At 35.7% G+C, this 26,726-nt stretch carries 30 protein-coding genes and 1 other annotated feature; of the genes, 3 read left to right on the forward strand and 27 right to left on the reverse strand.

Going from position 1 to position 26,726, the window contains the following annotated elements:
- The first annotated feature begins 191 nt into the window (after nt 1-191).
- On the forward strand, nt 192-332 hold the full coding sequence (locus D9842_RS13010) for a sporulation histidine kinase inhibitor Sda (protein WP_121662914.1): 141 nt from the start codon (nt 192-194) through the stop codon (nt 330-332).
- Nucleotides 333-530: 198 nt separating this feature from the next.
- On the opposite strand, the gene D9842_RS25930 is transcribed toward D9842_RS13010, so the two are convergent.
- Complete coding sequence (locus D9842_RS25930; protein WP_162987423.1) at nt 531-689, reverse strand: hypothetical protein; 159 nt, start codon at nt 687-689, stop codon at nt 531-533.
- A 210-nt stretch (nt 690-899) separates the two neighbouring features.
- On the opposite strand from D9842_RS25930, the gene sigK reads away from it, so the two are divergent.
- Nucleotides 900-1,625 (forward strand): RNA polymerase sporulation sigma factor SigK, encoded by a 726-nt coding sequence (gene sigK / locus D9842_RS13015; protein WP_121662915.1) that lies wholly within the window; start codon nt 900-902, stop codon nt 1,623-1,625.
- A 149-nt stretch (nt 1,626-1,774) separates the two neighbouring features.
- On the opposite strand, the gene D9842_RS13020 is transcribed toward sigK, so the two are convergent.
- The 3 genes from D9842_RS13020 to mtnN form a co-directional block, all read right to left on the reverse strand.
- Nucleotides 1,775-1,921 (reverse strand): YrzI family small protein, encoded by a 147-nt coding sequence (locus D9842_RS13020; RefSeq protein ID WP_121662916.1) that lies wholly within the window; start codon nt 1,919-1,921, stop codon nt 1,775-1,777.
- 553 nt (nt 1,922-2,474) lie between these two features.
- On the reverse strand, nt 2,475-2,708 hold the full coding sequence (locus tag D9842_RS13025) for a YrhC family protein (RefSeq protein WP_121662917.1): 234 nt from the start codon (nt 2,706-2,708) through the stop codon (nt 2,475-2,477).
- A 130-nt stretch (nt 2,709-2,838) separates the two neighbouring features.
- Nucleotides 2,839-3,531, reverse strand: coding sequence for a 5'-methylthioadenosine/S-adenosylhomocysteine nucleosidase (gene mtnN / locus D9842_RS13030; RefSeq protein ID WP_121662918.1), 693 nt, complete (start codon nt 3,529-3,531; stop codon nt 2,839-2,841).
- Between the two features lie 191 nt (nt 3,532-3,722).
- Between mtnN and D9842_RS13035 the strand changes: the two genes are divergently transcribed.
- Nucleotides 3,723-3,929: a DUF2536 family protein gene (locus D9842_RS13035; protein ID WP_121662919.1), complete on the forward strand. Its 207-nt coding sequence runs from the start codon at nt 3,723-3,725 to the stop codon at nt 3,927-3,929.
- A 56-nt stretch (nt 3,930-3,985) separates the two neighbouring features.
- Here D9842_RS13035 and D9842_RS13040 read toward each other — a convergent pair whose 3' ends face one another.
- From D9842_RS13040 to D9842_RS13155, 23 genes are all read right to left on the reverse strand, one after another.
- Entirely contained in the window at nt 3,986-4,684 is a 699-nt protein-coding gene (locus D9842_RS13040; RefSeq protein ID WP_162987424.1) for a YrrS family protein, read from the reverse strand.
- Nucleotides 4,685-4,793: 109 nt separating this feature from the next.
- A complete protein-coding gene (locus D9842_RS13045) occupies nt 4,794-6,554 on the reverse strand; it encodes a peptidoglycan D,D-transpeptidase FtsI family protein (RefSeq protein ID WP_121662921.1) in 1,761 nt (586 codons plus the stop codon).
- A 112-nt stretch (nt 6,555-6,666) separates the two neighbouring features.
- The gene (greA, locus tag D9842_RS13050) at nt 6,667-7,140 is read right to left on the reverse strand and encodes a transcription elongation factor GreA (RefSeq protein ID WP_098797910.1); all 474 of its coding nucleotides are present in this window, start codon (nt 7,138-7,140) and stop codon (nt 6,667-6,669) included.
- A gap of 297 nt (nt 7,141-7,437) precedes the next feature.
- Nucleotides 7,438-8,073 (reverse strand): uridine kinase, encoded by a 636-nt coding sequence (udk, locus tag D9842_RS13055; protein WP_098797911.1) that lies wholly within the window; start codon nt 8,071-8,073, stop codon nt 7,438-7,440.
- Between the two features lie 5 nt (nt 8,074-8,078).
- Nucleotides 8,079-9,347, reverse strand: a complete 1,269-nt coding sequence (locus tag D9842_RS13060) for a peptidase U32 family protein (RefSeq protein ID WP_121662922.1) — start codon at nt 9,345-9,347, stop codon at nt 8,079-8,081.
- A gap of 33 nt (nt 9,348-9,380) precedes the next feature.
- On the reverse strand, nt 9,381-10,310 hold the full coding sequence (locus D9842_RS13065; RefSeq protein ID WP_121662923.1) for a peptidase U32 family protein: 930 nt from the start codon (nt 10,308-10,310) through the stop codon (nt 9,381-9,383).
- A gap of 22 nt (nt 10,311-10,332) precedes the next feature.
- A complete protein-coding gene (locus D9842_RS13070) occupies nt 10,333-10,977 on the reverse strand; it encodes an O-methyltransferase (protein WP_121662924.1) in 645 nt (214 codons plus the stop codon).
- Nucleotides 10,978-11,220: 243 nt separating this feature from the next.
- On the reverse strand, nt 11,221-12,345 hold the full coding sequence (mltG, locus tag D9842_RS13080) for an endolytic transglycosylase MltG (RefSeq protein ID WP_121662926.1): 1,125 nt from the start codon (nt 12,343-12,345) through the stop codon (nt 11,221-11,223).
- Nucleotides 12,346-12,503: 158 nt separating this feature from the next.
- Nucleotides 12,504-12,791, reverse strand: coding sequence for a DUF1292 domain-containing protein (locus D9842_RS13085; protein WP_121662927.1), 288 nt, complete (start codon nt 12,789-12,791; stop codon nt 12,504-12,506).
- Nucleotides 12,792-12,815: 24 nt separating this feature from the next.
- Nucleotides 12,816-13,232 carry a Holliday junction resolvase RuvX gene (gene ruvX / locus D9842_RS13090; RefSeq protein WP_121662928.1) on the reverse strand — a complete coding sequence of 139 codons (417 nt, stop codon included), beginning with the start codon at nt 13,230-13,232 and terminating at the stop codon, nt 12,816-12,818.
- Between the two features lies 1 nt (nt 13,233).
- Nucleotides 13,234-13,500, reverse strand: coding sequence for an IreB family regulatory phosphoprotein (locus D9842_RS13095; protein ID WP_026558655.1), 267 nt, complete (start codon nt 13,498-13,500; stop codon nt 13,234-13,236).
- Between the two features lie 78 nt (nt 13,501-13,578).
- Complete coding sequence (gene alaS / locus D9842_RS13100; RefSeq protein WP_121662929.1) at nt 13,579-16,218, reverse strand: alanine--tRNA ligase; 2,640 nt, start codon at nt 16,216-16,218, stop codon at nt 13,579-13,581.
- Between the two features lie 85 nt (nt 16,219-16,303).
- Nucleotides 16,304-16,508: a binding site (T-box leader), on the reverse strand.
- 43 nt (nt 16,509-16,551) lie between these two features.
- On the reverse strand, nt 16,552-17,613 hold the full coding sequence (locus tag D9842_RS13105; RefSeq protein WP_121662930.1) for an AI-2E family transporter: 1,062 nt from the start codon (nt 17,611-17,613) through the stop codon (nt 16,552-16,554).
- Between the two features lie 112 nt (nt 17,614-17,725).
- On the reverse strand, nt 17,726-17,857 hold the full coding sequence (locus tag D9842_RS13110) for a YrzQ family protein (protein ID WP_121662931.1): 132 nt from the start codon (nt 17,855-17,857) through the stop codon (nt 17,726-17,728).
- A 14-nt stretch (nt 17,858-17,871) separates the two neighbouring features.
- Nucleotides 17,872-18,063 carry a hypothetical protein gene (locus D9842_RS13115; RefSeq protein WP_121665060.1) on the reverse strand — a complete coding sequence of 64 codons (192 nt, stop codon included), beginning with the start codon at nt 18,061-18,063 and terminating at the stop codon, nt 17,872-17,874.
- A 16-nt stretch (nt 18,064-18,079) separates the two neighbouring features.
- Nucleotides 18,080-18,556 carry a PRC-barrel domain-containing protein gene (locus tag D9842_RS13120; protein ID WP_121662932.1) on the reverse strand — a complete coding sequence of 159 codons (477 nt, stop codon included), beginning with the start codon at nt 18,554-18,556 and terminating at the stop codon, nt 18,080-18,082.
- 26 nt (nt 18,557-18,582) lie between these two features.
- Nucleotides 18,583-20,967 carry an SF1B family DNA helicase RecD2 gene (gene recD2 / locus D9842_RS13125; protein ID WP_121662933.1) on the reverse strand — a complete coding sequence of 795 codons (2,385 nt, stop codon included), beginning with the start codon at nt 20,965-20,967 and terminating at the stop codon, nt 18,583-18,585.
- Nucleotides 20,968-20,992: 25 nt separating this feature from the next.
- A complete protein-coding gene (locus D9842_RS13130) occupies nt 20,993-21,652 on the reverse strand; it encodes a tetratricopeptide repeat protein (protein WP_121662934.1) in 660 nt (219 codons plus the stop codon).
- 119 nt (nt 21,653-21,771) lie between these two features.
- The gene (gene mnmA / locus D9842_RS13135) at nt 21,772-22,884 is read right to left on the reverse strand and encodes a tRNA 2-thiouridine(34) synthase MnmA (RefSeq protein ID WP_121662935.1); all 1,113 of its coding nucleotides are present in this window, start codon (nt 22,882-22,884) and stop codon (nt 21,772-21,774) included.
- A gap of 23 nt (nt 22,885-22,907) precedes the next feature.
- Nucleotides 22,908-24,047, reverse strand: coding sequence for a cysteine desulfurase family protein (locus D9842_RS13140; protein ID WP_121662936.1), 1,140 nt, complete (start codon nt 24,045-24,047; stop codon nt 22,908-22,910).
- Between the two features lie 45 nt (nt 24,048-24,092).
- Nucleotides 24,093-24,509, reverse strand: coding sequence for a cysteine metabolism transcriptional regulator CymR (gene cymR, locus D9842_RS13145; RefSeq protein ID WP_121662937.1), 417 nt, complete (start codon nt 24,507-24,509; stop codon nt 24,093-24,095).
- Nucleotides 24,510-24,519: 10 nt separating this feature from the next.
- Complete coding sequence (locus tag D9842_RS13150) at nt 24,520-25,200, reverse strand: YczE/YyaS/YitT family protein (protein WP_180320391.1); 681 nt, start codon at nt 25,198-25,200, stop codon at nt 24,520-24,522.
- Between the two features lie 156 nt (nt 25,201-25,356).
- A complete protein-coding gene (locus D9842_RS13155) occupies nt 25,357-26,646 on the reverse strand; it encodes a replication-associated recombination protein A (protein WP_121662938.1) in 1,290 nt (429 codons plus the stop codon).
- Nucleotides 26,647-26,726 lie beyond the last annotated feature (80 nt).

Consider the following 26,726-nt stretch of genomic DNA (forward strand, 5'->3'; position numbering starts at 1 on the left):
CACAATTTATCCACTATTAAATGTGGATAACAGAACGGTTGTTCTCACAAATTATTCATGTTAGATTTAAATCAATAGCAAAATATAACATTTTAACAATGACTAATTAAGCAAGATTGAATGACTGCTTCACCTTTAAAAGATATGAAAAATGTTAGGAGGTGTAGAGCCAACTTAATTGGCCACCCAACATGCGCAAACTTTCTGACGAGTTATTAATTGAATCGTATTTTAAAGCAACTGAAATGAAACTAAATGATGATTTTATAGAACTAATTATAATGGAAATTAAACGCCGTTCTTTGGGACATGTATTAAAAGCTTCTTCATAAGCTTCTACATGCCGCTTAGACGGCTCTTTTTTTATCTTTGCTCTTACTATGTTATCCAATCAAATTTCACACTACACGCATTCTTATTATGTATCTTCTAATTTGTGAATGTTATTATACCATTAGTTCACAGGTACCACTATCATTATTTATCAAGGGTACATGAAATAACCCCCATCGTGCTGGGGGTTCATCACTTTACTTATAATAGTTGTAATAATAGTAACCTCCACCAATAACCAAAAGTAAGATTAGCAGCACGACGATAAATGCATACCAATACCCATATCCAGTTCCCCCTGCTGCATTTGCGTAATATGGGTATGGTGCCGGTCCATATGGTGAATATCCGTACATCCTTATTTCCTCCCTCTATGATGTTAACTACTTTATAAATATGAACATTCCACCCATATCGTTTAGGCTACTATCCATAAATCGTCCAAAAAATATTCTGTTAAAACTTATTATTGGCTTTTTTATGTGTACAGACACGAACAAGCCTCTACTTACATACACATGACTTATAGGCACTTGCCTACATAAAGTATTACTGGAGGTGGAGGTATGACAGGGCTCATAACAGCACTTGGCTTTTTTGTTAAAGAATTAGTGTTCTTAGTATCTTATGTGAAAAATAATGCCTTTCCACAGCCTTTGTCTGCGTCAGACGAAAAGAAGTATTTAGAAAAAATGTCTGAGGGTGATGAATACGCAAGAAATCTTTTAATTGAACACAACTTGCGTCTCGTTGCCCATATTGTAAAAAAATTCGAAAACACCGGGGAAGACTCGGAAGATTTAATTTCAATTGGAACAATCGGCTTAATAAAAGCAATAGAAAGCTACTCACAAGGTAAAGGAACAAAATTAGCCACGTATGCGGCTAGATGTATTGAAAATGAAATTTTGATGCACTTACGGGCATTAAAGAAAACCAAAAAAGACGTTTCCTTACACGATCCAATCGGTCAAGATAAAGAGGGTAACGAAATTAGCTTAATTGACGTGTTGAAATCTGAAAATGAAGATGTAATTGAAACAATCCAACTAAATATGGAACTAGAAAAGGTTAAGGAATATATTGATATTCTTGACGGAAGAGAACGAGAAGTTATTGTTGGCAGGTTTGGTCTTGATCTTAAAAAGGAAAAAACTCAACGTGAGATTGCAAAAGAATTAGGTATATCAAGGAGCTATGTATCTAGAATCGAAAAGCGAGCTTTAATGAAGATGTTCCACGAATTTTACCGAGCTGAAAAAGAGAAGAGAAACCGATTAAAGGAAAAATAAAAGTAACATAAAAAGAGAAGGGAGGTCCCCTTCTCTTTTCATTTTTATTTACTGCTTAGCTAGGCAGTGTCCTTCTCAACAGTTAAATGTAGTAATAGTTCTATCTTCATCATTTTCATCGCCTCCAAATTTTTAGTAAGTTGTTATAATTACATTTCACGATAAACTCCAAATTGTTTTTCTTTCATTTCATCCATTCTTTTTTGGATCTCTTGATTTCTTTCAACATCATTTTTTGAATTTTTTCTTTTTGAAACTGAAAGGGTCAATGTGATAAAAAATAAGTTAATTGTCATGTGTATCACCTCCTTTAAAGCATTTAACACCTCTTGCTGTCTTTACACAGGTTGCCAAATCTTTAAGAGGACACTCCTTTGTAGGAGTCTTTTATTTTCTTTAACAGTAAAGGTAGGAAGTAAGAACACATGGGTACTTGAAGAACGTCTAATGCTTAACGATCCTCCATAATTACTGAAAAAAGTAAATAAAAACGCCACAGGGGCAACCTGTGACGAAATAAAGACATATAAAACGCCACAAGTTAAACCTATCAACCTGTGGCGTGTGGTTACTTTTATCATGAAATGTAAAAATAAACTACTATTGAGATACACCAGTGCGGTCGAGTAGATCTTTTAATATTTTGTTGTTTTGTTTTTTCGATACAGCAATACATTTGATCATTTTCTTCGACCTCCTTAAGTTTATTTATTACAATGGTAATTATATCCACAATTTCCATTTCTGTAAACAACATTTTTTACATTTATTAAAGTTTATATTTTCTGAAAATTAACCTCGATATGAACAGTCTATAACAAAAAAACCGATCCATTTAAAGATCGGTTTTTAACGTTCCTCTATTTCATCTAACTGTTTTTTAAAATGTAATGACTTTTTAAAACATAGGAAAGATCCAATTAAAAACAATACAGTAGTAACCATTAGGATAGTGTCATATAGTTCTTGTTTTCCCTCGTCAGGAAGTACAACGCCAATATATAAGAAAACACTTACAGCTAATAGAATAAAGGCATAGTGCTTAAAATCCATCATAAGTGCTTGTAGCTTTTTCTTAGTCATTTCATCACCTACTAAAAGTGTTATACAAACACAATAACACAGACTAGTAGACTATTAATCAAGTAAATAAATCCAAATAAGGGAACCTATAAAAAAGACGATCATGAACGAATATTCATGATCGTCTTCTTTAAATGGACTCAACAATCTTTAAGACTAAATTAGCTGAGTGCTTAGCAGCTTGATTTAAAAATTGATCAAAAGAGATATTAGATTCTTTACCCGCAATATCAGATAGTGCTCTTATCACTACAAAAGGTACTTCAAATTGATGACATACCTGAGCAATTGCAGCAGCTTCCATTTCACCGGCATATAGGTTTTGAAATTTACTTCGGATAAACTCAACTTTATCTGGATCGCTTAAAAAAGAGTCACCTGTTACAATCAATCCTTTTGCTACCTGTATGTCTGTTATTTCTTCTGCTTTTTTTGTTGCAATTTCAACAAGCTTAGCATCAGGAGTATATGCTGCAGGTAGTCCTGGTACTTGTCCATACTCATAACCGAATGCTGTAACATCAACGTCGTTGTGTCGAACTTCAGTAGAAATAACAACATCTCCTACATTTAATGAAGAATGAAATCCACCTGCAGATCCGGTATTAATAACGTAATCAGGCTGATAACGATCCAAAAGCAAAGTAGTACTTAATGCTGCATTTACTTTTCCAATTCCGGATTTTAAAAGAATAACTTCAATCCCTTTGTAAAGCCCCTTTGTAAATTCACTTCCAGCTATCACTTGCTGCTCTTTGTTATCCAGTTTATCTCTTAGGATGGTAACCTCTTCTTCCATCGCTCCAATAATCGCAACTTTCATTTCATTTCATTCCTTCCTTGTGTATCTATAAACATTATGCTATGTAGTTATGAAGTCTCCTAATAGAGTTTACCCATTTCGAGTCCTTAAAGCAAGGTCAAACAGGTCTAGCATCATCATTATGGTGTTGAAGCTACTCTTTTGGTACTATTTATGGTAGATAAAATCAACTAGTTTTGAGGTGGATATGAATGAATTTACAATTAGATTTACTTAAAGATAAGATAGAATTTTTTGAGGGACATACGATAAAAGACCTTGAGAAGAAAATAAATGAACAAATTGTTCATAACCAAGCTATTTTGTTACATGTTCACTCTGTATCACATCAGATGCACGTGAACGAGGAAGGGAAAAAATTTTATAGTGCTGTTGTTCATTTTAAAGCAAACTTTTAATAATTAAAAAGGGATGTTTGTACGGTCACAATTAACCGTATAAACATCCTTTTTTATTATTGTAATTTTTCAATTTTTGTTGGCATCCAGCCTTCATTCTCAACCCATGTAATATACACTTTATATTTTACAGATTGATCTTTTGGTGAAATTGTTCCTGCTGCATCATTTGGTCCACCATTATTACCAAGATACCAAATAATCATATCTGATTCAGGAATACCTGTTGCATAGCTCAAAGCCTTTGTCATCTCATTCCAATCCTGTGAACCCTTAGTATAGTTTGCTGAATGCGGCTCTGATTGAGAAGTCCCAATTGGTTCCCATCCAGAACTTTCAATTGTTTCTGCAATACCTGATTCTGGATCTCCCTCGGTAATAGTTGCTTCATCAAATGAATCTTCTTCTTCTGATTCAGTTCCTTCTTTTTGATCCATGTTTTCATCAGTTTCTTTCTGTTTTGCTTCCTCGCTACCATCTTCGGTGTTTTTATCTTGATTCTCTTTTTGATTTTCTTCTTTATCGGTATCAGGGTTTTCCTCTTCAGCTTTATTTTCTTCACTAGCTACTTGTATGTCTGGTTGTTCATTGTATTTAGCTGTTTTTTCAGTTTGGTTTGCACCCAAGATAAGTTGAGAGCCAATAACAAAAATCAGGACTAATACAATACCAATTAAAGTGTTTAGTACTATATTTGTTTTTCTTTTCTTATCTCTTTTTTCATAACGAGAGCTGTTTAAATGTTGATTACTCAATGCCCTACACTCCTTTATCCCTCAAACCTTCAGTCTTTATTCTAGCATTAGTACTATTTTCTATCTAGTCGTATCATAAAGCTTAATCCCAAGGATTTCCACTCCTAAACTAGTTTTTTCGTTCGTCAATTTTAGACATCTCTTCTACAACATCATAAAATGCTGCATTTGTACCGGCCTCAGCACTTGTTGTATCCATTTCAACTACGACCAGTGCATATCTAGGATTAGAAGATGGAAAGTAGCCCGCAAACCATTTGTTGTATAATGTGTGACCATCCTCATCTTTTTTCCCTGTTTGTGCTGTTCCTGATTTACCTGATACCTCAAAAGAAGAAGCTTGAAACCTTCTACCTGTCCCCTCAGGGTCTGTGACGACTAATCGAAGAAGTTTTTGTAGCTTAGATGCAGTAATTGGTGAAAGTTTTTCTCCTCCTAAAGAATTAGACGTAAATGAGAACATATTAGTTCCATTTTTATATAATATATTTTTTACGATTTTTATTTGTTCTTTTTGACCGCCTCTTGCGATTGTTGCCATCATATTTGCGATAGCTAGCGGTGTAATTTTTACATTTTTTTGACCAATAGCCGTTTGATCAATAGCTTTTTCTACACTTTTATCTTTTTCATCTCCCCAAATATTACCTGTTTTTTCATCAGGTAGCTGTTTAAAATTTTCATAATGGAATACTTCACCACTCCAGCCAACTGGACCGATTAATCCTAATTTATCCGCTGTATTTTCAATTACATTTTTATCTTTTTCCATTAATTCCTCTGCTAAAGTTGTAAAAGTATAATTACAGCTTTTTGCGAAGCTTCTTTCAAAAGAAAGTTGTCCATCATCCTGACCACCATCATCTTCTCCATATAAATTTAAGCTACAATTAAATTGTCTTGTAGCATCATCTAAACCATATTCAATTGCTGCTGCAGAAATGACAGTTTTAAATACTGAACCAGGAAAAAGAGGTTGCAACATATAATTTGTTAACGTACTTGATTCAGAACGATTTAATGTTGGCCTACTTACCATTGACAAAATCTCATTATTTTCAATGTCCAGTAAAACAAGTCCACCTTTTTCAACTTTTTGTTGATCCAATACTTTTTCCGCCATCTCCTGTATATTTTTATCGATTGTCGTTTGAACGGTTACAGGATAAAAAGGGTTTGAGTCAGCAATGTATTTTACATTAATTCCAAATAAAGGATGACCGTCTCCATCAACATGGTATAGAAGCTTTGTTTCTGCATCTGGCAATAAGAATTCATCAAATGCCTTTTCAAGCCCTGTTACACCAATTTTTGTTTTATAAGATAAGTCAGTACGATCTGGATACTTTTCCCTCAGGCGTTCAGCGTTTTCTCCGGTAATTCCAATTATATGCTCACCTAATGATTCGTCTAAGAGGGTTTGTCGATATATCCCAAACACTCCAGGTATCTCAAGTTTATTTATTTTTTCTAATTCTGCTTTTGTTAATTTGACTCCATCGTCTTTAGACAGGACCACTGGCTCTTTTGTATCTGAAACTAGTCCCTTTAGTTCATTACTTGAGATGTTAACAATATTAGACAGTTCCTCTGCCGGCCATGAAATTTCTTTTAAAAAGGGAAATAATACAAGCGAAGGTTCTGCGTGTTTTTGAATTGATTCTCCATTTCGGTCCACGAAGCGACCTCTACCGTCATCAATAACAACTTCCTGTGTTCTTTGATTCACACTTTCCTGAACAAGATTTACTCCCTTTTTCGAAAATGATTCTGTGTGAATTAATTGGATATCCGCTAACCTGTATAAAATAGCACATAGCATTAATATAAAGAAAATACCTAATACAAGCATTCTTCTATTTGGATTCATAAAAACCTCCTGTAGGTGTTTATAGATCCCATTTATAACGGTATAATGCACCATTAAATAAAAAACACCTCGTCTCCATTTTGGACGAGGTGTTTCGTATATAAACCTTTTATTAGCTAATGTTCACAATTTTAACAAGCATTTCTCCGCCTGGTGTTTGAACAGTTACTTCATCATCAACCTTTTTACCTAATAAACTTTTGGCAATTGGAGAATCATTTGAAATTTTACCTTCAAAAGGATCAGCTTCAGCACTACCAACAATTGTGTATGTTTCTTCCTCACCGTCTGGAAGCTCTGTAAATGTAACAGTTCGTCCTAAAGAAACGGAGCTTGTATCTGCTTCACCTTCGATGATTTTTGCATTTCGGATCATATTTTCTAATGTTGTAATACGGCCTTCAACAAAAGCTTGTTCCTCTTTTGCAGAATCATACTCAGAGTTCTCAGATAGATCTCCAAAGCTACGCGCAATTTTAATTCTTTCTACTACTTCTTTTCTCTTAACCGTTTTCAAATATTCAAGCTCTTGCTCAAGCTTATCTTTACCTTCCTGAGTCATAGGAAAAACTTTTTCTTGTGCCATGTTTGTTCCACTCCTTCTAGTAGACTTCCCCGTCGTACTGAATCATTCATGCTTGTTACTTTCTTTATCTTTAATGAAAATAAATATGTAAAGCTAAGGCATCTCATTGCCTTAAGTAAGAAAGATGTTGAAGCATAATTTCGTCTGATATTATCAGGCATCGTATTCACTTGATAGTATGTAAAAAAGCAAGGGCAACAATGTGTGTGCCCTTCACCTATCAAATCCTCACATAAAAAAAGAAAATGATTACCTATACATAATATGATCACAGTAGACTTTATCTATGCTATGTTATTACAAAATTGCATTTAGTTCAAGAATTGTTTGAATTTTTGTTACCATTAAGTCGATTGCAACCATATTTTGTCCACCCTCAGGGATGATAATATCTGCATATCTTTTCGTAGGTTCAATGAATTGATTATGCATGGGCCTGACGACAGAAATATATTGTTCAATAACTGAGTCAATAGAACGCCCACGCTCTTTTATATCACGTAGGATACGTCGAATAATTCTAAGGTCTGCGTCTGTATCGACGAAAAGCTTAATATCCATTAAATCACGTAAACGTTCATCCTCAAGGATAAGGATTCCTTCTAAGATGATAACATCCTTTGGCTCTACTACAATAACATCTTCAGATCTTGTATGCAATTTATAGTCATAAACCGGTTTTTCAATGGCTTCATGATGTAGTAACATATTTAAATGCTCAATCAATAAATCATTATCAAAAGCAAAGGGATGATCATAGTTTGTATTTAACCTTTGTTCAAAGGGTAAATGACTTTGATCTTTATAATAGAAATCTTGTTCAAGCATTAAAATTGAGTGTCCTTTAAAATGTTCGTAGATTGCTTTAGTTACGCTCGTCTTACCAGAACCTGAGCCTCCAGCAACCCCAATGACAACCGGTTTTTTTGCCATTTGTATTAGAACCCCTTTCGCATCATGTTGTTTCTGAAGACTGGTTTATCCACTTTGAATTTCACAATTTGCAATGGATGACGGGCCGCATCAAGCTCTTTTCCATCTTCATCCCAAATCTTCTCAATCTTTTGTGTAAAGTTATCGATTTCTGGACCGAAGAATTCGACTGTTTCACCAGGCTTAAAATGATTACGCTGCTGCAGTGTAATCATTTGCGTTTCGTTGTCATAATCCAATACAAGTCCTGCAAAATCATATTCCGTTTTTTTGCTGTGGTTACCAAACATTTGTTGTTGAAAACCAGGAACGCCTTCAAAGAAAGCAGAAGCAGTTTCGCGATTTGCACATTTGTCCAGCTCTTTTAGCCATTCTGGGTCAATTTTAAAGTTATCAGGATCTGCACAGTATGCATCAATCACTTTGCGATAAACGCTAACTACTGTAGCTACATAATGAATAGACTTCATTCGACCTTCAATTTTCAGACTATCAATTCCTAGCTCTATCATCTTAGGAATTGATTCAATTAAGTTTAAATCTTTTGGACTCATAGCAAAATGTGCATCTTTTTCTTCAAATAAAGCTACTTCCTCATTATCTTTCAACTTAAAGAGATCATAATCCCATCGACAAGATTGACAACAACCACCACGATTTGAGTCACGTGCAGTCATATGATTACTTAAAGTACAACGACCGGAGTAGGCAATACACATTGCACCATGGATAAACGCTTCGATTTCAATATCAACCTTTTCTTTCATTTCCTTAATTTCTTCTGCACTAGTCTCACGAGCTAACACAACACGCTCGAGTCCTTCTTCTTTCCAAAACTGAACTGCTTTCCAGTTTGAAAGAGATTGCTGAGTACTTAAATGTACCTCAAGCTTTGGTGCAACACGACGACATGTTTCGATAATCAATGGATCAGCTACAATGATTCCTGTTACACCTGCACCTTGAAGCCCCATTAAATATTCATCGAGACCGTCAATGTTTTCATTATGTGCAAATATGTTTGTTGTTACATAAATTTTAGCACCATATTTATTGGCAAACTGTACACCCTCTGCCATTTCCTCTAAGGAGAAATTACCTGCATTTGAACGTAAACCATACTCTTGTCCACCAATAAAAACCGCATCCGCACCATAATGAACAGCGATCTTTAATTTTTCTAAATTACCAGCGGGTGCTAATAATTCTGGTTTTTTCGTAATGACTCGTTTTCCATCAACGATTTCTGAAATTTTATCAATAACTGCAGTCACTTTTTTCACTCCTTTGTTCATTTTATAAAAGAATTAGTACACTGTTTCTTTAAAGAAAAATCCTGTATCTAAAGGACGGTTTTTCGCCTGTAATTCTTCTATTTCTTCCAATAACGTATCTTTTACCTCTTCATATTCAGCATTATTCTCAACACAAAGATCAATTGCTTTTCGGTATTTTTTTGTTACTTCAATAATATATTCAGGAGTTTGAAGAACTCCATCAATCTTAAATGAATCAACACCTGCATCAATCATTTCTCCGAGCTCATCAATAATACACATATCATTTGGACTCATAATATGTGTGCCATTCACGTCTTCAAAAATCGGATACTTATTATCTCGTTCTGGATCAAATAGAAACATTGATTCGTTCTGATCACGTTTTTCTACCTTCAATGCTTTACCTTGGTATTCAAAATAGTTTCCTAAAAGATTTCGTTTAGATTGGAACATACAAGTCATGCCATGAACTTGTACTTCAATCTCAACTTCTGCATTCTCTTTTATTTCCACAATAGCATCCATACTTAATTCTCTTGCAAGTACAGCGCGTTTTGCACCCTTTCTTCCCCAATAATTACATGTATACCAGTTAGTTGCTGTTGTTTCAGTATTCCAATGGAGTTTTAACTCTGGAGCTACCTCTTTAGCAGCCATTAGCACAGCTGGATCACCGAAAATAACAGCGTCTGGCTTAATCTCATTTAAAAAGGATAAATATTTTTCAACCTCTTCTATTGATTCATTATGAAAAACCGCATTCATTGCAACGTACACTTTTTTATTATGTTTATGAGCGATATTAATTGTTTCTCTCACTTGGTCTTGTGAGAATTCACCTGCAAGTCGAAGACCAAACTTTTGTTCACCAATAACAAATGCATCTGCACCAGCATGAATTAAAGGGAGAATATCGTCTACTTGTTTTGGTGTTACTAATAATTCTGGTTTAGTCATTTTCCAACCACCTCGTTACCTTTCATTTTCTTCTAGTTACGGCAATTCCGTCTCCAACTGGAATGAATGTTGTTTCATAGCCTTCTAACGTAGACAACATTTTGTTATATTCATCTAATTTCCTAACAAGTGTACGTTGTCTTCTTGTGCTCAGTTCTGAACGATCTCTTGCAACGGTTCCTTTAAATAGCACATTATCCGTATAAATCATCCCTGTTTTAGACAGCATTGGTTCATATAAATCATAAAACTTCTTATATTTAGCTTTTGTAGCATCTATAAACATAGCATCAAATGGACCATGTTTCTCTATCTCATCAGCTAGTGTTAAGGCATCTCCAAGATAGGTGATAATCCTATTCTCTAGTCCAAGTTGTTTAATATTTTGTTGAGCTACTTCAAAGCGTTCTTCATCCATTTCAACACTAATAATCTGTGTTTGTGGCAATTGTAGTGCCATACGAATAGCTGAATAACCGATAGCCGTTCCAATTTCAAAAATTTTCGTTGGCTTTTGCATAGATAAAAGCAACAAAAGTACTTCTATACCTATCTTCTCCATTATCGGTACTTCATGCTCTTGTGCATACTGTTCTATTTCTTTAACAAATTGTGGACTTTCAGGAATTAAGTTCTCCACATACATGATCACGTCATTAGGTAACATGTTGCCCTCCTGCAGATTTAAAGCGCCAATTGAAAACTTGAGGAAGATCGACTTATACCTGCAAGAGTCATATAGCGCTAATATAAACTAAGATGATATCAAATCACGAAAAGAAGAGCCCCATACATGAGAACTCTTGTTTTAGCATTTATTAAAATTTTGGTTTCAATTAACAACTCGATATATTTTACCACAATAAGAAAGGGAAAGCGAATAGTTAATTCACGATCCCTTTCTTTTCCTCTATTGATTTGTAATGTGCTTATTTTTTTCTTTGTTATGCTCATCTAGACTCTTAGTAAAAATGACGTCTCCTTGCTTTGTAGCAAGAAAGTATAAGAAGTCTGTTTCTTCCGGGTTAAGCGCAGCGATAAATGAAACTTCTCCGGCATTTGCAATCGGTCCCGGAGGTAATCCACGATTTTGGTAGGTGTTATAAGGTGAATCCACCTCTAAGTCGGCATATAATACACGATCTTTATGTTCTCCTAATGCATATAACACCGTCGGATCTGTTTGCAATGGCATTTTTATTTCCATTCGATTATAAAATACACTTGATATTTTTTCACGATCAGCTTTTTCTGTTGCCTCTTCTTCAATTAATGAAGCCATTGTAACTAATCTGTGCACAGTCATATTTTTTTCCTGTAATTGCGGAATATACTTTGCTACAACTTCACTCATTTTTTGTACCATTGGTTCCAGAACTTCTTCTAATGTTGGTTTTTCTGTATAGTATGGGTAAGTTGCAGGAAATAAATATCCTTCCAAAGCATACTTAATATTCTCTTGATAAATATCATCTGTTAATAAGTCTGGATATTTTGCCTTCATTGAATCAATAAAAGTCTTGTCCGTTAGAGTGGATAAAACCTCTTTTTCTGTATAAGGTGTATTGTTTGCAATAATAGAGGCAATCTCTGTAAGTTGTCTTCCTTCGGGTATGGTAATTTGAAAAACAGCCTCATCCATGACTTTCCCTTTTTTTAGTGTTGAAATAATATCTGTAATTGTCATTGATTTTGATAGCTGATAGTCACCAGCCTGAAAACCTGATTCATTTTTGAATTTTATATAATATTTAAAGACTCGATCATCTTTAATAATGCCGCTCTCTTCTAATATTTTTGAAATACTAGAAACAGATGATCCAATCGGTATAGTGACATCAATTGCTGTTTGATCGTTAGGATCTATCGGCTGTAACGAAGACTTAATATATAGATATCCGCCACCGATTACCCCTGAAAAAACAATTAGAAGAACGATGAATACTGTTAAAACAATCTTTCTTACAACCTTCGCTTCACTTTGTTTTTCCAGTAACTTTTCGCGGAATGTATCTTTTTTCGAATCATCAGACATGTTGTATCCCCCTCTCATCCCAATTATTATACTACAATGTTCATGATGTTTCGGCAATTTTTTTAAGACAAGGAGAAAATTCATAGTATTAGCACAATGATCCGAAAAAAAAACAAAGAAAAAGGGACAAAAGAATGATTTCTTTTGTCCCTAACATTTTATTCTTCCTCTTCTTCATCCAGAAACGTATTTAACATTTCTTCAATTAAGTCCCACTCTTCGTCAGTTTCGATTGGTTCTAGATCACCATCTTCTCCATCAGCATGGGGATTAAAGCTTGATGCATGAATTTCAATCTCTTCGCTGTCATCTTCATCAGCGCCTACTGGATAATAAAGTACATAAGATTTTTTGAATTCTTCTGATTCAAACGTAAATAATACCTCGCAAAGCTGTTCATTTCCATTTTCATCAATTACTGTAATTTGTTTTTCACCGTGATCCATTTTTTCACCTCATAGTATATTTTGTTAATTTAGACTATCTAAGTAGCCTTGTAAAATCATAACAGCAGCCATTTTATCAATGACTTGTTTCCTTTTCTTACGACTAACGTCAGCAGAAATGAGCATTCTTTCAGCAGCCATTGTTGTTAAGCGTTCATCCCAGAGTACGACAGGGAGACCAAATTTCTTTGTCAAAATATCAGCAAATCGCTGACTTGCTTCAGCTCTTGGTCCTATTGTCCCATTCATATTTTTGGGCATTCCTAGAACAATCTTTTCTACATTATGCTGCTCAATGATTTCAGCAAGTCGTCCTAATTTATAGTCTCGACTTTCCTCATTTATTTTAATCGTCTCAATTCCCTGGGCTGTCCACCCTAGCTCATCACTCACAGCAACTCCAAGTGTTTTTGAGCCTAAATCTAATCCTAAAATTCGCATATTATGCCTCTCGGTTTTTTTGTAAGTAAGATTTTACTAGCTCCTCAATTAATTCATCTCGCTCAAGTTTGCGAATTAAATTCCGTGCGTCGCGATGACGGGGAATATAGGCAGGATCACCCGAAAGTAAATATCCAACAATTTGATTAATTGGATTATAGCCTTTTTCTTGTAACGCATCGTATACAGTATAAAGAACTTCATTTACATTGGTTTCGACCGTTTCATCAGAAAAATTAAATTTCATTGTTTTATCAAATGAACTCACCGTTCGCACCTCTTTCTCAGATTCATAATCGGAATCTGCTTGTCCAATCTTACCTACATTTTACACTACTTTTCGTAATTATAAAACGGAATCAACCCATTCATCGACAAGTTTTAGCGCTTCTTCCAATTTTTCTGGTTGTTTTGCACCTGCTTGTGCCATGTCAGGGCGTCCGCCGCCTTTTCCACCACAACGTTCCGCTACTTCTTTAATTAATTTACCAGCATGATATCCTTTATCAACTAAATCCTTTGTAACACCAGCAATCAGGTTTACTTTTCCATCTTCAGCCGCTCCGAGAACTACAATAGCTGATTGGAGCTTATTTTTCAAGTCATCCATCATGCCACGCAGGCTGTTCATGTCTTTTGCATTAACTTTTGCAGCTAGTACCGTTACTCCATTTATCGTTTTAGCTTGATCAACGATGCTACCAGCTTCTAAATTTCCGAGCTTAGTTGTTAATGATTCATTTTCGCGTTGAAGTGCACGGTAATCTTGTAATAAACCGCTGATTCTTGAAACAATTTCTTTTGGATTTGCTTTTAATAACTCAGCAGCCTCTTTTAATTTTTCATATTGCTCATTCATATATTGATATGCTGCTTTTCCTGTAACAGCTTCAATACGTCTAGTTCCAGCGCCGATACCTGTTTCTGTTACAATTTTGAATAGACCAATTGAAGATGTATTATCGACATGACATCCTCCACATAGCTCTAAGCTGTAGTCTCCAACTTGAACAACACGAACAATTTCCCCGTACTTCTCACCAAATAGTGCCATTGCTCCCATTTCTTTGGCTTCATTTAAAGATTTAAAGTCAATATTTACATCAATACTTTTCCAGATTTGCTCATTTACAATCTGTTCAATTCGTGACAGCTCTTCTTGGCTCACTTGCCCAAAATGTGAGAAGTCAAATCGAAGACGATCAACTGTTACTAACGAACCTGCCTGATTTACATGAGTACCAAGCACATCTTTAAGTGCTTGATGTAATAAATGTGTTGCTGTGTGATTTTTTACAATACCAGTACGATTTTCTTCAGCTACTGAGGCTGTTAATGTATCCCCAGTTTGAAGGGTACCACTTTCTACAATAACATTATGAAGGTTCTGGCCGTTAGGAGCTTTTTGAACATCTTTCACTTTGATCATTGCTTTATCACTAGTAAGCGTTCCTTCATCAGCAATTTGTCCGCCACTTTCAGCATAAAATGGTGTTTTATTAAGGATTACTTGGACTTCTTCACCTTCGTGTGCTTCTTGAACAACTTCACCGTTTTTCACAATTACAACAGCTTCTGAATTGTTTACAGTTAGCTGATTGTATCCAACAAATTCACTTTCCGTTTTAATTTCCCCAAGCATGCCACCTTGAACCTGCATAGAATCAACCTTTTGCATAGCTGCACGAGCTCGTTCACGTTGTCTACCCATTTCTTCTTCAAAGCCAGCATGATCAACTTTCATGCCTTCTTCTTCAGCATATTCCTCAGTTAACTCAACAGGGAATCCATACGTATCATATAGACGGAATACATCCTCTCCTGGAATTTCATTATTTCCTTTTTCTTTTTGCGTTTTGATTACTTCACTAAGGATGGCTAGCCCTTCATTTAATGTTTCATGGAAACGCTCTTCTTCATTTTTAATCACTTTTTGAATGAATTCAGTCTTTGTTTTGACTTCTGGATAAAAATCAACCATAATTTCAGCAACAACTGGAACAAGCTCATACATGAATGGACGGTTTATATTAATTTGCTTTGCATAGCGTACCGCTCTTCTTAACAGGCGTCGCAATACATATCCACGACCTTCATTAGAAGGGAGAGCCCCATCACTTATCGCAAAGCTTACTGTTCGAACATGGTCGGCAATAACTTTAAATGACACATCTTTTTCTTTATCTTTACGGTATTCTTCACCTGAAATTTGCTCAGTTGCTTTAATAATTGGAATGAATAAATCTGTATCAAAATTTGTTTGTACATTTTGAATGACAGAGACCATACGCTCAAGTCCCATTCCTGTATCAATGTTTTTCTTAGGAAGTGGTGTATATGTACCATCAGGATTGTGGTTAAATTGTGAGAATACCAAGTTCCATACCTCAAGATAACGTTCATTTTCTCCACCAGGATATAACTCAGGATCTTCAGGGTCATTTCCGTATTCTTCACCACGATCATAGAAGATCTCGGTATTTGGTCCACTAGGTCCTTCACCAATATCCCAGAAGTTCCCCTCTAAACGAATAATTCTCTCTTCAGGAATACCAATTTTATCTTTCCAAATATCGAATGCTTCGTTGTCCTCAGGATGAATCGTTACTGATAATTTTTCAGGATCAAACCCAATCCAGTTTTCGTCTGTTAAGAATTCCCATGCCCATTCGATTGATTCTACCTTAAAGTAATCGCCAATTGAGAAATTACCAAGCATCTCAAAAAATGTATGATGTCTAGCAGTTTTTCCTACGTTTTCAATATCATTCGTTCGAATTGATTTTTGTGCATTACAAATTCTCGGATTTGCTGGAATCACACGACCATCGAAATATTTTTTTAATGTGGCAACCCCACTGTTAATCCAAAGTAATGTTGGATCTTCATGCGGAACTAGAGATGCACTAGGTTCAACAGTATGACCTTTCTCCTTAAAGAAGTCTAAAAACATTTGACGTACTTCTGCAGATTGTAAGTGTTTCATATGTATCCTCCTTAAAATTAGGTGTTATTTTAGAATTTTCTTAACACAAAAAACTCTCGTCTCTGTGTAAAGAATTACCTCTTTGCACAGGGACGAGAGTTAGCTCGCGGTACCACCCTGATTATGGACCAAAAGTCCATCACTTTAAAAACCGTAACGTGGTTTTGACGGCAGGTTTTTCTGCACTTAGGAATAGCTTTCAGCTGTCCTTACTCTAGAATTTCTTTCAGCCAGGGAAATTCCTCTCTTTAAAGCGGTCACAACGTACTTTTTTCCTTCATTGTTTTTTCATTATTGTACTATCGAGAATTATAGACAAGCCTTATTCAAATGTCAATGTTGTCGTCTAAATTGTGCCAGGTGAACAATAACAACCCTTAAAATGACTACAATAGGAACAGCGAGCATTAATCCTACAACACCCGCTATTTCTCCACCAGCCAATAAGGCTAACATAATGACGATTGGATGCATATGGAGGCTTTTCCCAACTATTAAGGGCCCTAGAATATTTCCTTCTATAAATTGCAGCCCAAAAATGATGATCACTACTATAATGACTGTTTTTGTTGACATTGTAGCAGCAATAATTAAGGCTGGTACCGCTCCAATCACTGGTCCAAAATAAGGGATGATATTTGTTACACCAATTAATAAGCCAAGTATTAATGGATATTTCACATGAAAAAACCAAAGAGATAAAAATGCAACTGTTCCAATGATCAAACAAACAAACAGCTGGCCACGAATATAGCTTCCTAATGAATGATCTATATCTTTTAGAAATTGAATCGCTTCATTTCTCCATCTTCGCGGGGTAAGATACCAACCAGCTTTTTTAATTTGATCATAATCTTTCAACATATAAAAAACTAAAAACGGGATAATCGCAAGAAGAAGCACATAATCAAATAAGCTCCTTAAGCTATTGATCACTCTTTCGATTGTTAATGCTAACCACTCTTCTGTCTGCTCAAACATCCGTTCAATTCGATCATGTATTCCATCTGGCCAACGGTCTGTTTGATCATGAATAGAATCAATCCATCTGTTGTAAGTTGCTGAGAACTGTGGGAAGTTTTCAGATAAATCTCGTAATTGATTAACCAATACAGGTACACCTTTATAAAAACCGTATCCTAGCAAACCAAAAAATAATAAATAAATGATTAATATTGAAATGGGTCTCGGCATTCCAGTTCGATGTAGCTTTTCTATGACCGGATGCAGTAAATATGTTATAAATGCACTAATAAGAAAAGGGATAAAAATAGCTTTAAACATTAGAAAAAACGGAGCCCAAATAGAATATAGCTTAAAAAACACAAATACTGTTAACAAGCCTAATAATAAAATGGTAATCCGCAACAACCATTTTATTTGATTGTCTCTCATAGTCACTCCCCCTCTTTCTTATTTATTGTGGAGGGTGATTACGTTTTTTATGTACAAGGTTCATGTAATCTTTAAGAAAAGAGGAGCTGACGAATTCGCCAGCTCCTTACAATTAAAACATTTTCATAACACGTTTTCTCATTTTCTTCATAGAACGATTATTCATCATGTTTGTATTACGTGATAAATGATATGCTGCTGCCCCTACACCCATAGTTATTAATGAGGTTAAAGTTCGATTCAAGACCAATCTCCCCTTTACATGCTTATTGATCGTTCATCCTCAGAAAATAAATCATCAAGTGAGCTAAGTGTCCCATCTTCCTCAACTTGATGTGTTAATATTTTTCCTTTTGAAACAGATAGTTCAATAAAGCAACTCCAGCAGTAATATTGGTTTACACCGATCTTTCCAAGGTCTTTACTTCTACAATTCGGACATGAAAACAATCTAAGCACACCTCTTTTAATAAAGTTCAATGACGATCGCATCTTTGCCAATCGATAGTGGTTCACCGGAAGCCTTAACCACCTTTTTACCTTCAGCGATGTCAGCAAAAAATCCGTCCGTCAGTTCGTATGCCTCAATTGTGTCCATTTTTTCTGAAAAATATACGTCTTCTAATAATCCAAGCTTTTCCCCTTCTTTGGTGAGAACTGCTTTATTACAAAGATCATCATAAGTGTTATACGTATATTGTTTTTTCATTTCATGTATTGATAGAAGCTTGTCTCTTTCTTCAACCATAACGCCGTTGTCTCCTACTGCATAAATTGAATCAAGAGGAACAAAGCGATCACGCTGAAAAAGGCCCTTGCCGTCCATCATAAGTCCGAGTATAAATCCCTTGGAAGATAAGCAAACATTCGTTACATGACCAAGAAGGTCCGCACTACTGCTACAATATACTGGAAGTCCCTTTAGCTTCGAAAATGTCCGCAAAGTCATCTCCACCTTTCCGAACATTTTTATATTTCGCTAGCTTCCATAAAGTCATACGGTGTAAGGTTTTCCATGCCAATATTTGCATCCTCAAGAGGGAATGGCAATTGTTTTTGTAATTCATCAAGTTCTAGATCTTTTATTTGATCCGCTCCAAGCTTTAACATTAAGCTTGTTTGTCTTTCGGAACTTTCATTATTTTTAATGCCCCACTCTAAAGCATCTAACTCCCCACATAAAACAAGAGATTTTTTACTTCTTGTTACTGCTGTATAAATTAAGTTTCGTCTTAGCATTCGATAGTATCCTTTAACAATAGGCATAATCACAATTGGAAACTCACTTCCTTGTGATTTATGAATGGAGCAACAAAAGGCATGCGTAAATTGATTAAAATCTTGTTTCGTATACGTTACTTCATTACCATCGAATGAAACTACGATCATATCTTCTTTTTCGGTATTTTCTTTTGCATAAAAAATGGATACAATCTCTCCAATATCTCCATTAAATACGTTGCTATCTGGCTGATTCACGAGCTGCAGTACTTTATCACCATTTCGGTACACAACATCCCCGAACTTCAATTCTCTTTTACCAGATGCTTTTGGATTAAAAAGCTCTTGAAGTAATTTATTTAGCTGATCAATACCAGCAGGTCCTCTATACATTGGTGCCAGGATTTGTATATCTCTCGCTGTATATCCTTTTTTCAGTGCACTTTGTATGATTTTACCTATGACTTCTTTCATCTGAACTTGTGAGCATCTAATAAACGAACGGTCCGAAGTTGGTGCCGCAATATTTTGTGGAAGTCTTCCTTCCTTTATATCGTGGGCAAGTTCAATAATAGAAGATCCCTCTGCCTGACGGTAAATATCTGTCAGACGAACCGTTGGTATCACTTGAGAGGCCAATAAATCACGAAGCACTTGACCAGGACCAACTGAAGGAAGCTGATCCTCATCGCCTACCATGATAACCTGAATTTCTTTAGGCAAAGCTTTAAATAATTGGTTGGCAATCCATATATCAACCATTGAGACCTCATCAATGATCAGAAGTTTGCCTGCAATCGGGTTTTCTTCATCGTGTTCAAAACCATCCGCACCATTCCATTTTAAAAGACGGTGAATCGTGACCGCCGGCATTCCTGTGGCTTCACTCATACGTTTTGCCGCTCTCCCTGTTGGAGCTACGAGTACAATTGGAAAAGGCTCTTCCTTTTTGTAATCTTTAGGATCAAGAGAACATCCATGTAAATCTGAATACAATTCTACAATCCCTTTTATAACGGTTGTTTTTCCTGTACCAGGGCCTCCAGTTAGTAGTAACATTGGTGACATTAGCGCCTTCTGAATAGCATCTTTTTGTGTTGGTGCATACTGCACATTCATTCTTTCCTCGAGGTTCCCCAGAGATAATAAAAATTCAGATTCAGGAAATAAATCCTCGTATTCTGTTTGATCAAGGATCTTATTAATATTTTTCACCAATCCCTGTTCAGCAAAATAGAGTGATGGAAGGTAAGCACGGTTTTCTTCAACAATCATTTTCCCCTCTTTACCTAGTGCAATGATCTCATTTGCAATATCAGACTCGTGAATGGTTTCTTTCTTAGAGTGATCAAGGAGTTCCTTTGTTTTAACAATTAGTTGCTCAGTTGTCACATAAACATGACCTTCCTGTAGGCAAAGGTGCTCGACATTGTAATGACAAGCTGCTTTAATACGTTCAGCACTTTTCCCCGAAATACCAAGGTGTTCTCCAAGCTCATCAGCGCGAACAAAACCAATTCCTTCTACATCCTGTACCAATTGATAAGGATTCTCCTGAATGATGGTTAATGTTTCATCTTGGTAAGTTTGATAGATCTTCATCGCAAGCTGTGGACCAAATCCAAACTGATTTAGCGCAATCATGATTTGCTCAAGACCTTGATGAGAAATTAGCGCATCAACCAATTGTTTTGCTTTATCTTTATTCACCTTAGGAATATCATCCAAAATGGAGGGGTTTTGTAAAATTTTCGAAATAGCGGATTCACCCAATTTTTCAACGATTGCTTCCGCTGTTTTTTTTCCGATACCTTTAAAAAGATCACTTGAAAGATATTGTATGATCCCTTCTTTTGTTTGAGGAATTTCCTTTCGAAAATGTTCGGTTTGAAATTGTAGTCCAAACTTAGGATGATTTGTAAACGACCCAAAAAAAGTGTAGGTATCATCTTCATGCAGGAGGGGAAAGTAACCAGTAACAGTTATTTCTTTATCTTCTATATCTTCACTCGTTTCATGTACTCTTACTTTTAGCACTGAATAAAGATTTTGTTCATTATGAAAGATAACAACCTTAACTAGTCCTTTGACATAGCGCTCTTTTTCTCCAAATAAATCTGCACTCTCCTGCATTTTTTTGCCTCTCCCTTCAGAGAATTTATTTCTCCATATTTCCATTCATAATTTTTAATGCATGTCCTGCCAACATATGGTCTGGCTGGATTTCTAATGCTTTATTCAGCATTTCAATTGCTTTTTCACTTTTTTCTTTAAAGGCATATGCTACTCCTATATTATAAAAAGCATCGGCATGTTGGTCGTCCAGTTCGATTACTTCTTCAAATTGCACTAGTGCCTCATCAATTAATTCAAGCTGCGCCAAGCATAAACCATACTGGAATTTTGCATCACTATCATTTTCATTTAACTCTACTGCTCGTTGAAAATAAGGAAGAGCTAAACGGTTTTGACCAAGGTTAAATAAACACATTCCTAACATAAAGTGTAAATCACCTTGATCTAGACCTTTCTTTAATGCTTGTTCATACATATTTTTTGCTTCATCATAGTTTTCTTGATTGAAGTAGACATTTCCTGCTCCATAATAAGCTGTTGCAGAATCTTCATTTATTTCAATTGCTTTTTCATAAAATTTCAATGCCTTTTCTGGTTCATTTACTGCAGAAAGAAGATTACCAAAGTTAATATAACTAATTGGGTTATTCGGTTTTTGCTCAATTGCCTCCGAGAAAAGAGTTGCTGCTTCCTCGAATTCTCCTTTTTGCATTGCTTCAATACCACGTTGATTAATATCCATCTTAATCCTTCCTTTATCTAGTATGTAGTAATATATGGGATACAGATAAAAAGGGCTGACTCATTGTGTGTCAACCCCTTCTAGTATCAGAAACATTTAGTAAACCAAAATTTTCTCCCTTACCCAACATACCATAATTTTTCACCGTTTTTGAAAACTTCATCGATTGTTCCGCCACCTAAGCATGTATCACCATCATAAAACACAACTGCTTGTCCAGGTGTTACAGCACGAATCGGTTCTTTAAATGTTACCTTAGCGGTTTTTTCATCAATCATTTTGACTGTAACTTCATTATCTTGTTGACGGTAACGGAATTTAGCTGTACATGTTAAATCAGTTACTTGTTTATCTGAAACCCAGCTCATATTTGTTGCAGTTATGCTATCAGAATATAGTAAGTCATTGTGGAAGCCTTGATCTACATATAACACATTTTTCTTTAGATCTTTACCTACAGCAAACCATGGTTCACCACTTCCACCAATTCCTAGTCCATGTCTTTGACCAATTGTATAATACATCAGTCCATCGTGTTTTCCCTTCACTTCTCCGTCAAGGGTCTTCATCATACCAGGCTGTGCAGGAAGATATCCACTTAAAAACTCTTTAAAGTTTCTTTCACCGATAAAGCAAATTCCCGTACTATCTTTCTTCGTTGCAGTAGCAAGATTAGCTTTCTTTGCCATTTCACGCACAAGAGGTTTTTCGATATCTCCTAATGGAAACATGACCTTAGACAATTGCTCTTGCCCTAATTGGTTTAAAAAATAGGTTTGATCCTTATTTTCATCAACGCCTCGCAGCATTTTATATTCGCCATCTCGATATTCCACTCTTGCATAATGACCTGTTGCTAAATAATCGGCACCAAGTGACATGGCATGTTCTAAAAATGCCTTGAATTTAATTTCTTTATTACACATCACATCAGGGTTTGGCGTTCTACCTGCTTTATATTCATCCAGAAAATATGTGAATACCTTGTCCCAATACTGCTTTTCAAAATTCACTGCATAATACGGAATACCAATTTGATTACAAACCTCAATCACATCATTATAATCCTCTGTTGCAGTACATACACCATTTTCATCTGTGTCATCCCAGTTTTTCATAAAAATTCCGATAACATCATAACCTTGCTCTTTTAAACGTAGAGCAGCAACAGATGAGTCAACTCCTCCCGACATTCCTACGACTACTCTTATATCTTTAGGATCTTTTGTCATCCATTATTCACCTCCATGTTACTCTAAGCTGTCACTCTTTTTACAATCTTTGATATTTCATAAGCAGCATATCTAATATCTTCTAAGGATACGCCCAAACCAAAACTAAAGCGAACAGAAGATATAATACGATCCGAATCCTTTCCAAACATAGATACTAATACATGAGATGGATCAACAGAACCAGCTGTGCAAGCAGAACCACTTGAAGCAGCAATACCTGCCAAATCCAGATTTACTAACAGAGACTCAATTTGAGTTTTTGGAAAGTAAATATTTAGAACGTGAGGTAAACCACTCAATTCACCATTCACTTCAAATTGTATATCATGTTCTTTAAAAATGGAGATCATTTCTTGCTTATATTTCATAAATTCTTCTCGCTTACCTTCGCGATTGGATGTAGCAATTTCTGCTGCACGACTGAATCCGCTAATTCCTGCAACATTCTCAGTACCAGCCCGTCGTTTCAGCTCCTGCTCGCCACCATATAATGAAGGCTGAAGTTTAATTCCGGCCTTTGCATATAAGAACCCAATACCTTTAGGTCCATTGATCTTATGTGCAGATGCAGTTAACAAATCTACCCCCAACTCTTGGACGTTGATTTCTTCAATACCATAAGCTTGAACAGCATCTGTGTGAAAATACGCAGGATATTCTTTTAGAAGTTTTCCTATTTCACGTACTGGCTGAATTGAACCCACTTCATTATTACCAAACATAATTGAAACAAGCACTGTTTGGTCTGTTATGTGTTGCTTGAGGTCATCTACAGAAATTAATCCACTTTCATTAACAGGAAGGTAAGTAATATCGTAACCCATTTTCTCGAGGTATTTACAAGTGTGTAGAACTGCATGATGCTCTATTTCAGTTGTTATAATATGTTTACCGATTTCTTGATTGGCAAGTGCTGTTCCGATAATAGCTAAATTATCAGCTTCTGTCCCACCACTTGTAAAAATCAATTCTCCTGGACTTGCACCAATACTATTTGCAAGCATTCTTCTTGACTCATCAAGAATTCTCCTTGCTTCTCTTCCAAAAGAATGAATACTAGACGGATTACCGAACGTATCAGTCATCACCTTCATCATTTGATCTGCAACATCAGGGTGAATAGGAGAAGTTGCAGCATGATCTAAATAAACTTTTTTCATTTCCCTACCTCCTTCCTATTAAATATCTAGTCGGTTAACAAGTTTCTAAATATAAAACATATACGGCTCTTGATCTCCGTCTGTATAGCTAGCCAAATCTTCAAGCGTTGTATTATCTAACACTTCTTTTACAGCGTCACGGATTCGAATCCAAAGCTGTCTTTTTGCAGGTTCTTCATCCTCTAATACTTCAACAGGACTTAAAGGCCCTTCAAGAACCCGAATAATATCCCCAGATGTAATATTTGAAGGCTCATCACCTAAAATATAACCACCATAAGCCCCCCTAATACTTTTTACAAGACGTGCATTTCTTAAAGGTGCAATTAATTGTTCCAAATAGTGCTCTGATAAATCATGAGCCTGTGCAATGCTTTTTAATGAAGTTGGGCCTTCACCATGCTTTCTAGCAAGCTCAATCATAATTGTTAATCCATATCGTCCTTTTGTTGATATTTTCATAATAATCCCCCTACATACCACGGTCTAGTAAACTTGTTTGAAATTGGTTCTTATTAAGTAATTTCACAAATAATAAATTAGTTGTATTCTGACAAAAAGGAATCATAACTCCTGCTACATACCCCAGTGAGATTGTCGCAATCACAGTTCCAATGAAAACAGGACCTCCTAAGAGCCATCCAATAAAAAGAACAATTACCTCAATCCATGCTCTAATAAATGTAATAGATTTTCCCGTTTTTTCAACCAGAGCTATCATTAAGCTATCTCTTGGACCTGCACCACATTTAGCAGATATATATAAACCCATTCCATAGCATAGTATGATAATTCCCATTAACAACATCATCATTTTGCCTAAAAAGAATTCAGGAGTTTTTAGAACAGGGATGTATAAAAACAAGTCAATAAATATTCCAATTGTAAACATATTGATAAAAGCCCCTACCTGCGGAAGCTTTCGCGTTAATAATGAAGCAGAAAATAAAACGAGACCACCAATCATAATTGTCCATGAACCTATTGATAACCCAAACTGTTTATAAAGTCCGATGTGTAAAACATCCCAAGCTGAAACACCTAAATCAGCTTTAATTGTTAAAACAATTCCAAACGACATAATAAACAATCCTATAAAGAAGATCGACCATTTTAACAGAAGTTCGAGAGTATTTCTTTTATAAGATTTCAACGAAGGGTCCCCCTGTATAAGTAATAAACCCTTTACTGTATAAGCAAGTGTTCAATTCATTAACTTTTACCATTAGCCATTATAGCATAGATGGTGATATTAGACACTAAAACCGACTATATCGCTAGGACATGATTTAATCTACTAGCAAAAGTATTATTGATTATTCTTCTTAAACTGCTCAAGCTTGTAGTAGATGGCTGATAATCTCTTTTCCTCACCAGCTTCCATTGGTTGGTAATATTTAGTTCCTTTTAAGTTACTTGGAAGGTATTCTTGCTGCACCCATCCGCCGAACGTTCCAATTGGGTAATCATGTGGGTATTTATATCCAACATGTCCTAACACTTTTGAGCCAGCATAATGGCCATCTCTTAAATGCATCGGGATTTCCCCTACTTTACCTGTTCGAACATCTGCGATAGCCATATCCAAAGCTTTATACGCAGAATTCGATTTAGAAGATAAACACATCTCAACAACCGCAACAGATAAAGGTATACGTGCCTCGGGAAGACCTAACCGCTCACTTGCAATGACAGCAGACAAAACATTGTTTCCGACAGCTGTATTTGCCAACCCTATATCTTCATAGGCAATCACCACTAGCCTTCTATTTACGGCTATTAGATCCCCTGTCTCAAGTAAATGAGCCAAATAGTATAAAGCTGCATCTACATCGCTACCACGAATGCTTTTTTGTAGGCTTGAAAGAAGATTATAAAAGTGAGTTCCCTTTTTATCACCATAAACACCTGTGTTACCTGTCAGATCATTAATAATAGAATCCTCTACTATATAGGTATCCCCTTCTTTAGCGGACGAGTAAACAATTGATTCTAATAAGGTTAAAGATTTTCTTGCATCCCCATTAGCACCATAAGCAATTTTTTTTACCTGCTCCTCGGATATTTGGATACTCATCATCCCTAACCCATTTTTTTCATCTTTTAACGCCCGTTGAAGAAGCAATCCAATATCATCAACAGTTAATCTTGTTAATTGCTTAATTTGTCCGCATCGGCTTCGTATCGCTGGATTTACATCATGAAATGGGTTTTCCGTTGTTGCACCAATTAAAATAATGTCACCTCGTTCTACATGAGGAAGTAAATAATCTTGTTGAGCTTTATTAAAACGATGAATTTCATCTAAAAACAAGATAACCTTTCCTGTTAAACGGGTCTCTTCTACAACAGCTTCTACATCTTTCTTTCCTGCTGTTGTCGCGTTTAATGCTATAAAAGGTATGCTAGTCGTACCTGCAATGGCAAAAGCTATTGACGTTTTTCCAACCCCTGGCTCTCCATACAATAACATGGATGGAACATATCCGTTTTTGATCATTTTATATAAACTTGTTTTTTCACCAATGATATCTTTTTGTCCTACAACCTCATCAATTGATTTCGGTCTCATTCGAAAAGCAAGTGGCTCTCCATTCACTTTAAAACCCCCAGTACAATTCTAATTTAATTATATATGGAATCTTGATGTAAAGAAATAAAAGGAGTTCAGTGTTATAA

It is taken from the genome of Metabacillus litoralis (genome assembly GCF_003667825.1).
Lineage (GTDB): Bacteria > Bacillota > Bacilli > Bacillales > Bacillaceae > Metabacillus > Metabacillus litoralis_B.

What these genes read in the sequence shown, in the direction of transcription:
- D9842_RS13130 (WP_121662934.1), bottom strand. Translation starts at nt 21,652, where the DNA reads ATGGATATTAATCAACGTGGTATTGAAGCAATGCAAAAAGGAGAATTC.
- sigK (WP_121662915.1), top strand. Translation starts at nt 900, where the DNA reads ATGACAGGGCTCATAACAGCACTTGGCTTTTTTGTTAAAGAATTAGTG.
- greA (WP_098797910.1), bottom strand. Translation starts at nt 7,140, where the DNA reads ATGGCACAAGAAAAAGTTTTTCCTATGACTCAGGAAGGTAAAGATAAG.
- recD2 (WP_121662933.1), bottom strand. Translation starts at nt 20,967, where the DNA reads ATGCAGGAGAGTGCAGATTTATTTGGAGAAAAAGAGCGCTATGTCAAA.
- D9842_RS13045 (WP_121662921.1), bottom strand. Translation starts at nt 6,554, where the DNA reads ATGAATCCAAATAGAAGAATGCTTGTATTAGGTATTTTCTTTATATTA.
- mnmA (WP_121662935.1), bottom strand. Translation starts at nt 22,884, where the DNA reads ATGACAAAAGATCCTAAAGATATAAGAGTAGTCGTAGGAATGTCGGGA.
- D9842_RS13025 (WP_121662917.1), bottom strand. Translation starts at nt 2,708, where the DNA reads ATGACTAAGAAAAAGCTACAAGCACTTATGATGGATTTTAAGCACTAT.
- mtnN (WP_121662918.1), bottom strand. Translation starts at nt 3,531, where the DNA reads ATGAAAGTTGCGATTATTGGAGCGATGGAAGAAGAGGTTACCATCCTA.
- cymR (WP_121662937.1), bottom strand. Translation starts at nt 24,509, where the DNA reads ATGAAAATATCAACAAAAGGACGATATGGATTAACAATTATGATTGAG.
- D9842_RS13010 (WP_121662914.1), top strand. Translation starts at nt 192, where the DNA reads ATGCGCAAACTTTCTGACGAGTTATTAATTGAATCGTATTTTAAAGCA.
- alaS (WP_121662929.1), bottom strand. Translation starts at nt 16,218, where the DNA reads ATGAAACACTTACAATCTGCAGAAGTACGTCAAATGTTTTTAGACTTC.
- D9842_RS13085 (WP_121662927.1), bottom strand. Translation starts at nt 12,791, where the DNA reads ATGGATCACGGTGAAAAACAAATTACAGTAATTGATGAAAATGGAAAT.
- D9842_RS25930 (WP_162987423.1), bottom strand. Translation starts at nt 689, where the DNA reads ATGTACGGATATTCACCATATGGACCGGCACCATACCCATATTACGCA.
- udk (WP_098797911.1), bottom strand. Translation starts at nt 8,073, where the DNA reads ATGGCAAAAAAACCGGTTGTCATTGGGGTTGCTGGAGGCTCAGGTTCT.
- D9842_RS13020 (WP_121662916.1), bottom strand. Translation starts at nt 1,921, where the DNA reads ATGACAATTAACTTATTTTTTATCACATTGACCCTTTCAGTTTCAAAA.
- mltG (WP_121662926.1), bottom strand. Translation starts at nt 12,345, where the DNA reads ATGTCTGATGATTCGAAAAAAGATACATTCCGCGAAAAGTTACTGGAA.
- D9842_RS13035 (WP_121662919.1), top strand. Translation starts at nt 3,723, where the DNA reads ATGAATTTACAATTAGATTTACTTAAAGATAAGATAGAATTTTTTGAG.
- D9842_RS13105 (WP_121662930.1), bottom strand. Translation starts at nt 17,613, where the DNA reads ATGAGAGACAATCAAATAAAATGGTTGTTGCGGATTACCATTTTATTA.
- D9842_RS13070 (WP_121662924.1), bottom strand. Translation starts at nt 10,977, where the DNA reads ATGTTACCTAATGACGTGATCATGTATGTGGAGAACTTAATTCCTGAA.
- D9842_RS13140 (WP_121662936.1), bottom strand. Translation starts at nt 24,047, where the DNA reads ATGAAAAAAGTTTATTTAGATCATGCTGCAACTTCTCCTATTCACCCT.
- ruvX (WP_121662928.1), bottom strand. Translation starts at nt 13,232, where the DNA reads ATGCGAATTTTAGGATTAGATTTAGGCTCAAAAACACTTGGAGTTGCT.
- D9842_RS13065 (WP_121662923.1), bottom strand. Translation starts at nt 10,310, where the DNA reads ATGACTAAACCAGAATTATTAGTAACACCAAAACAAGTAGACGATATT.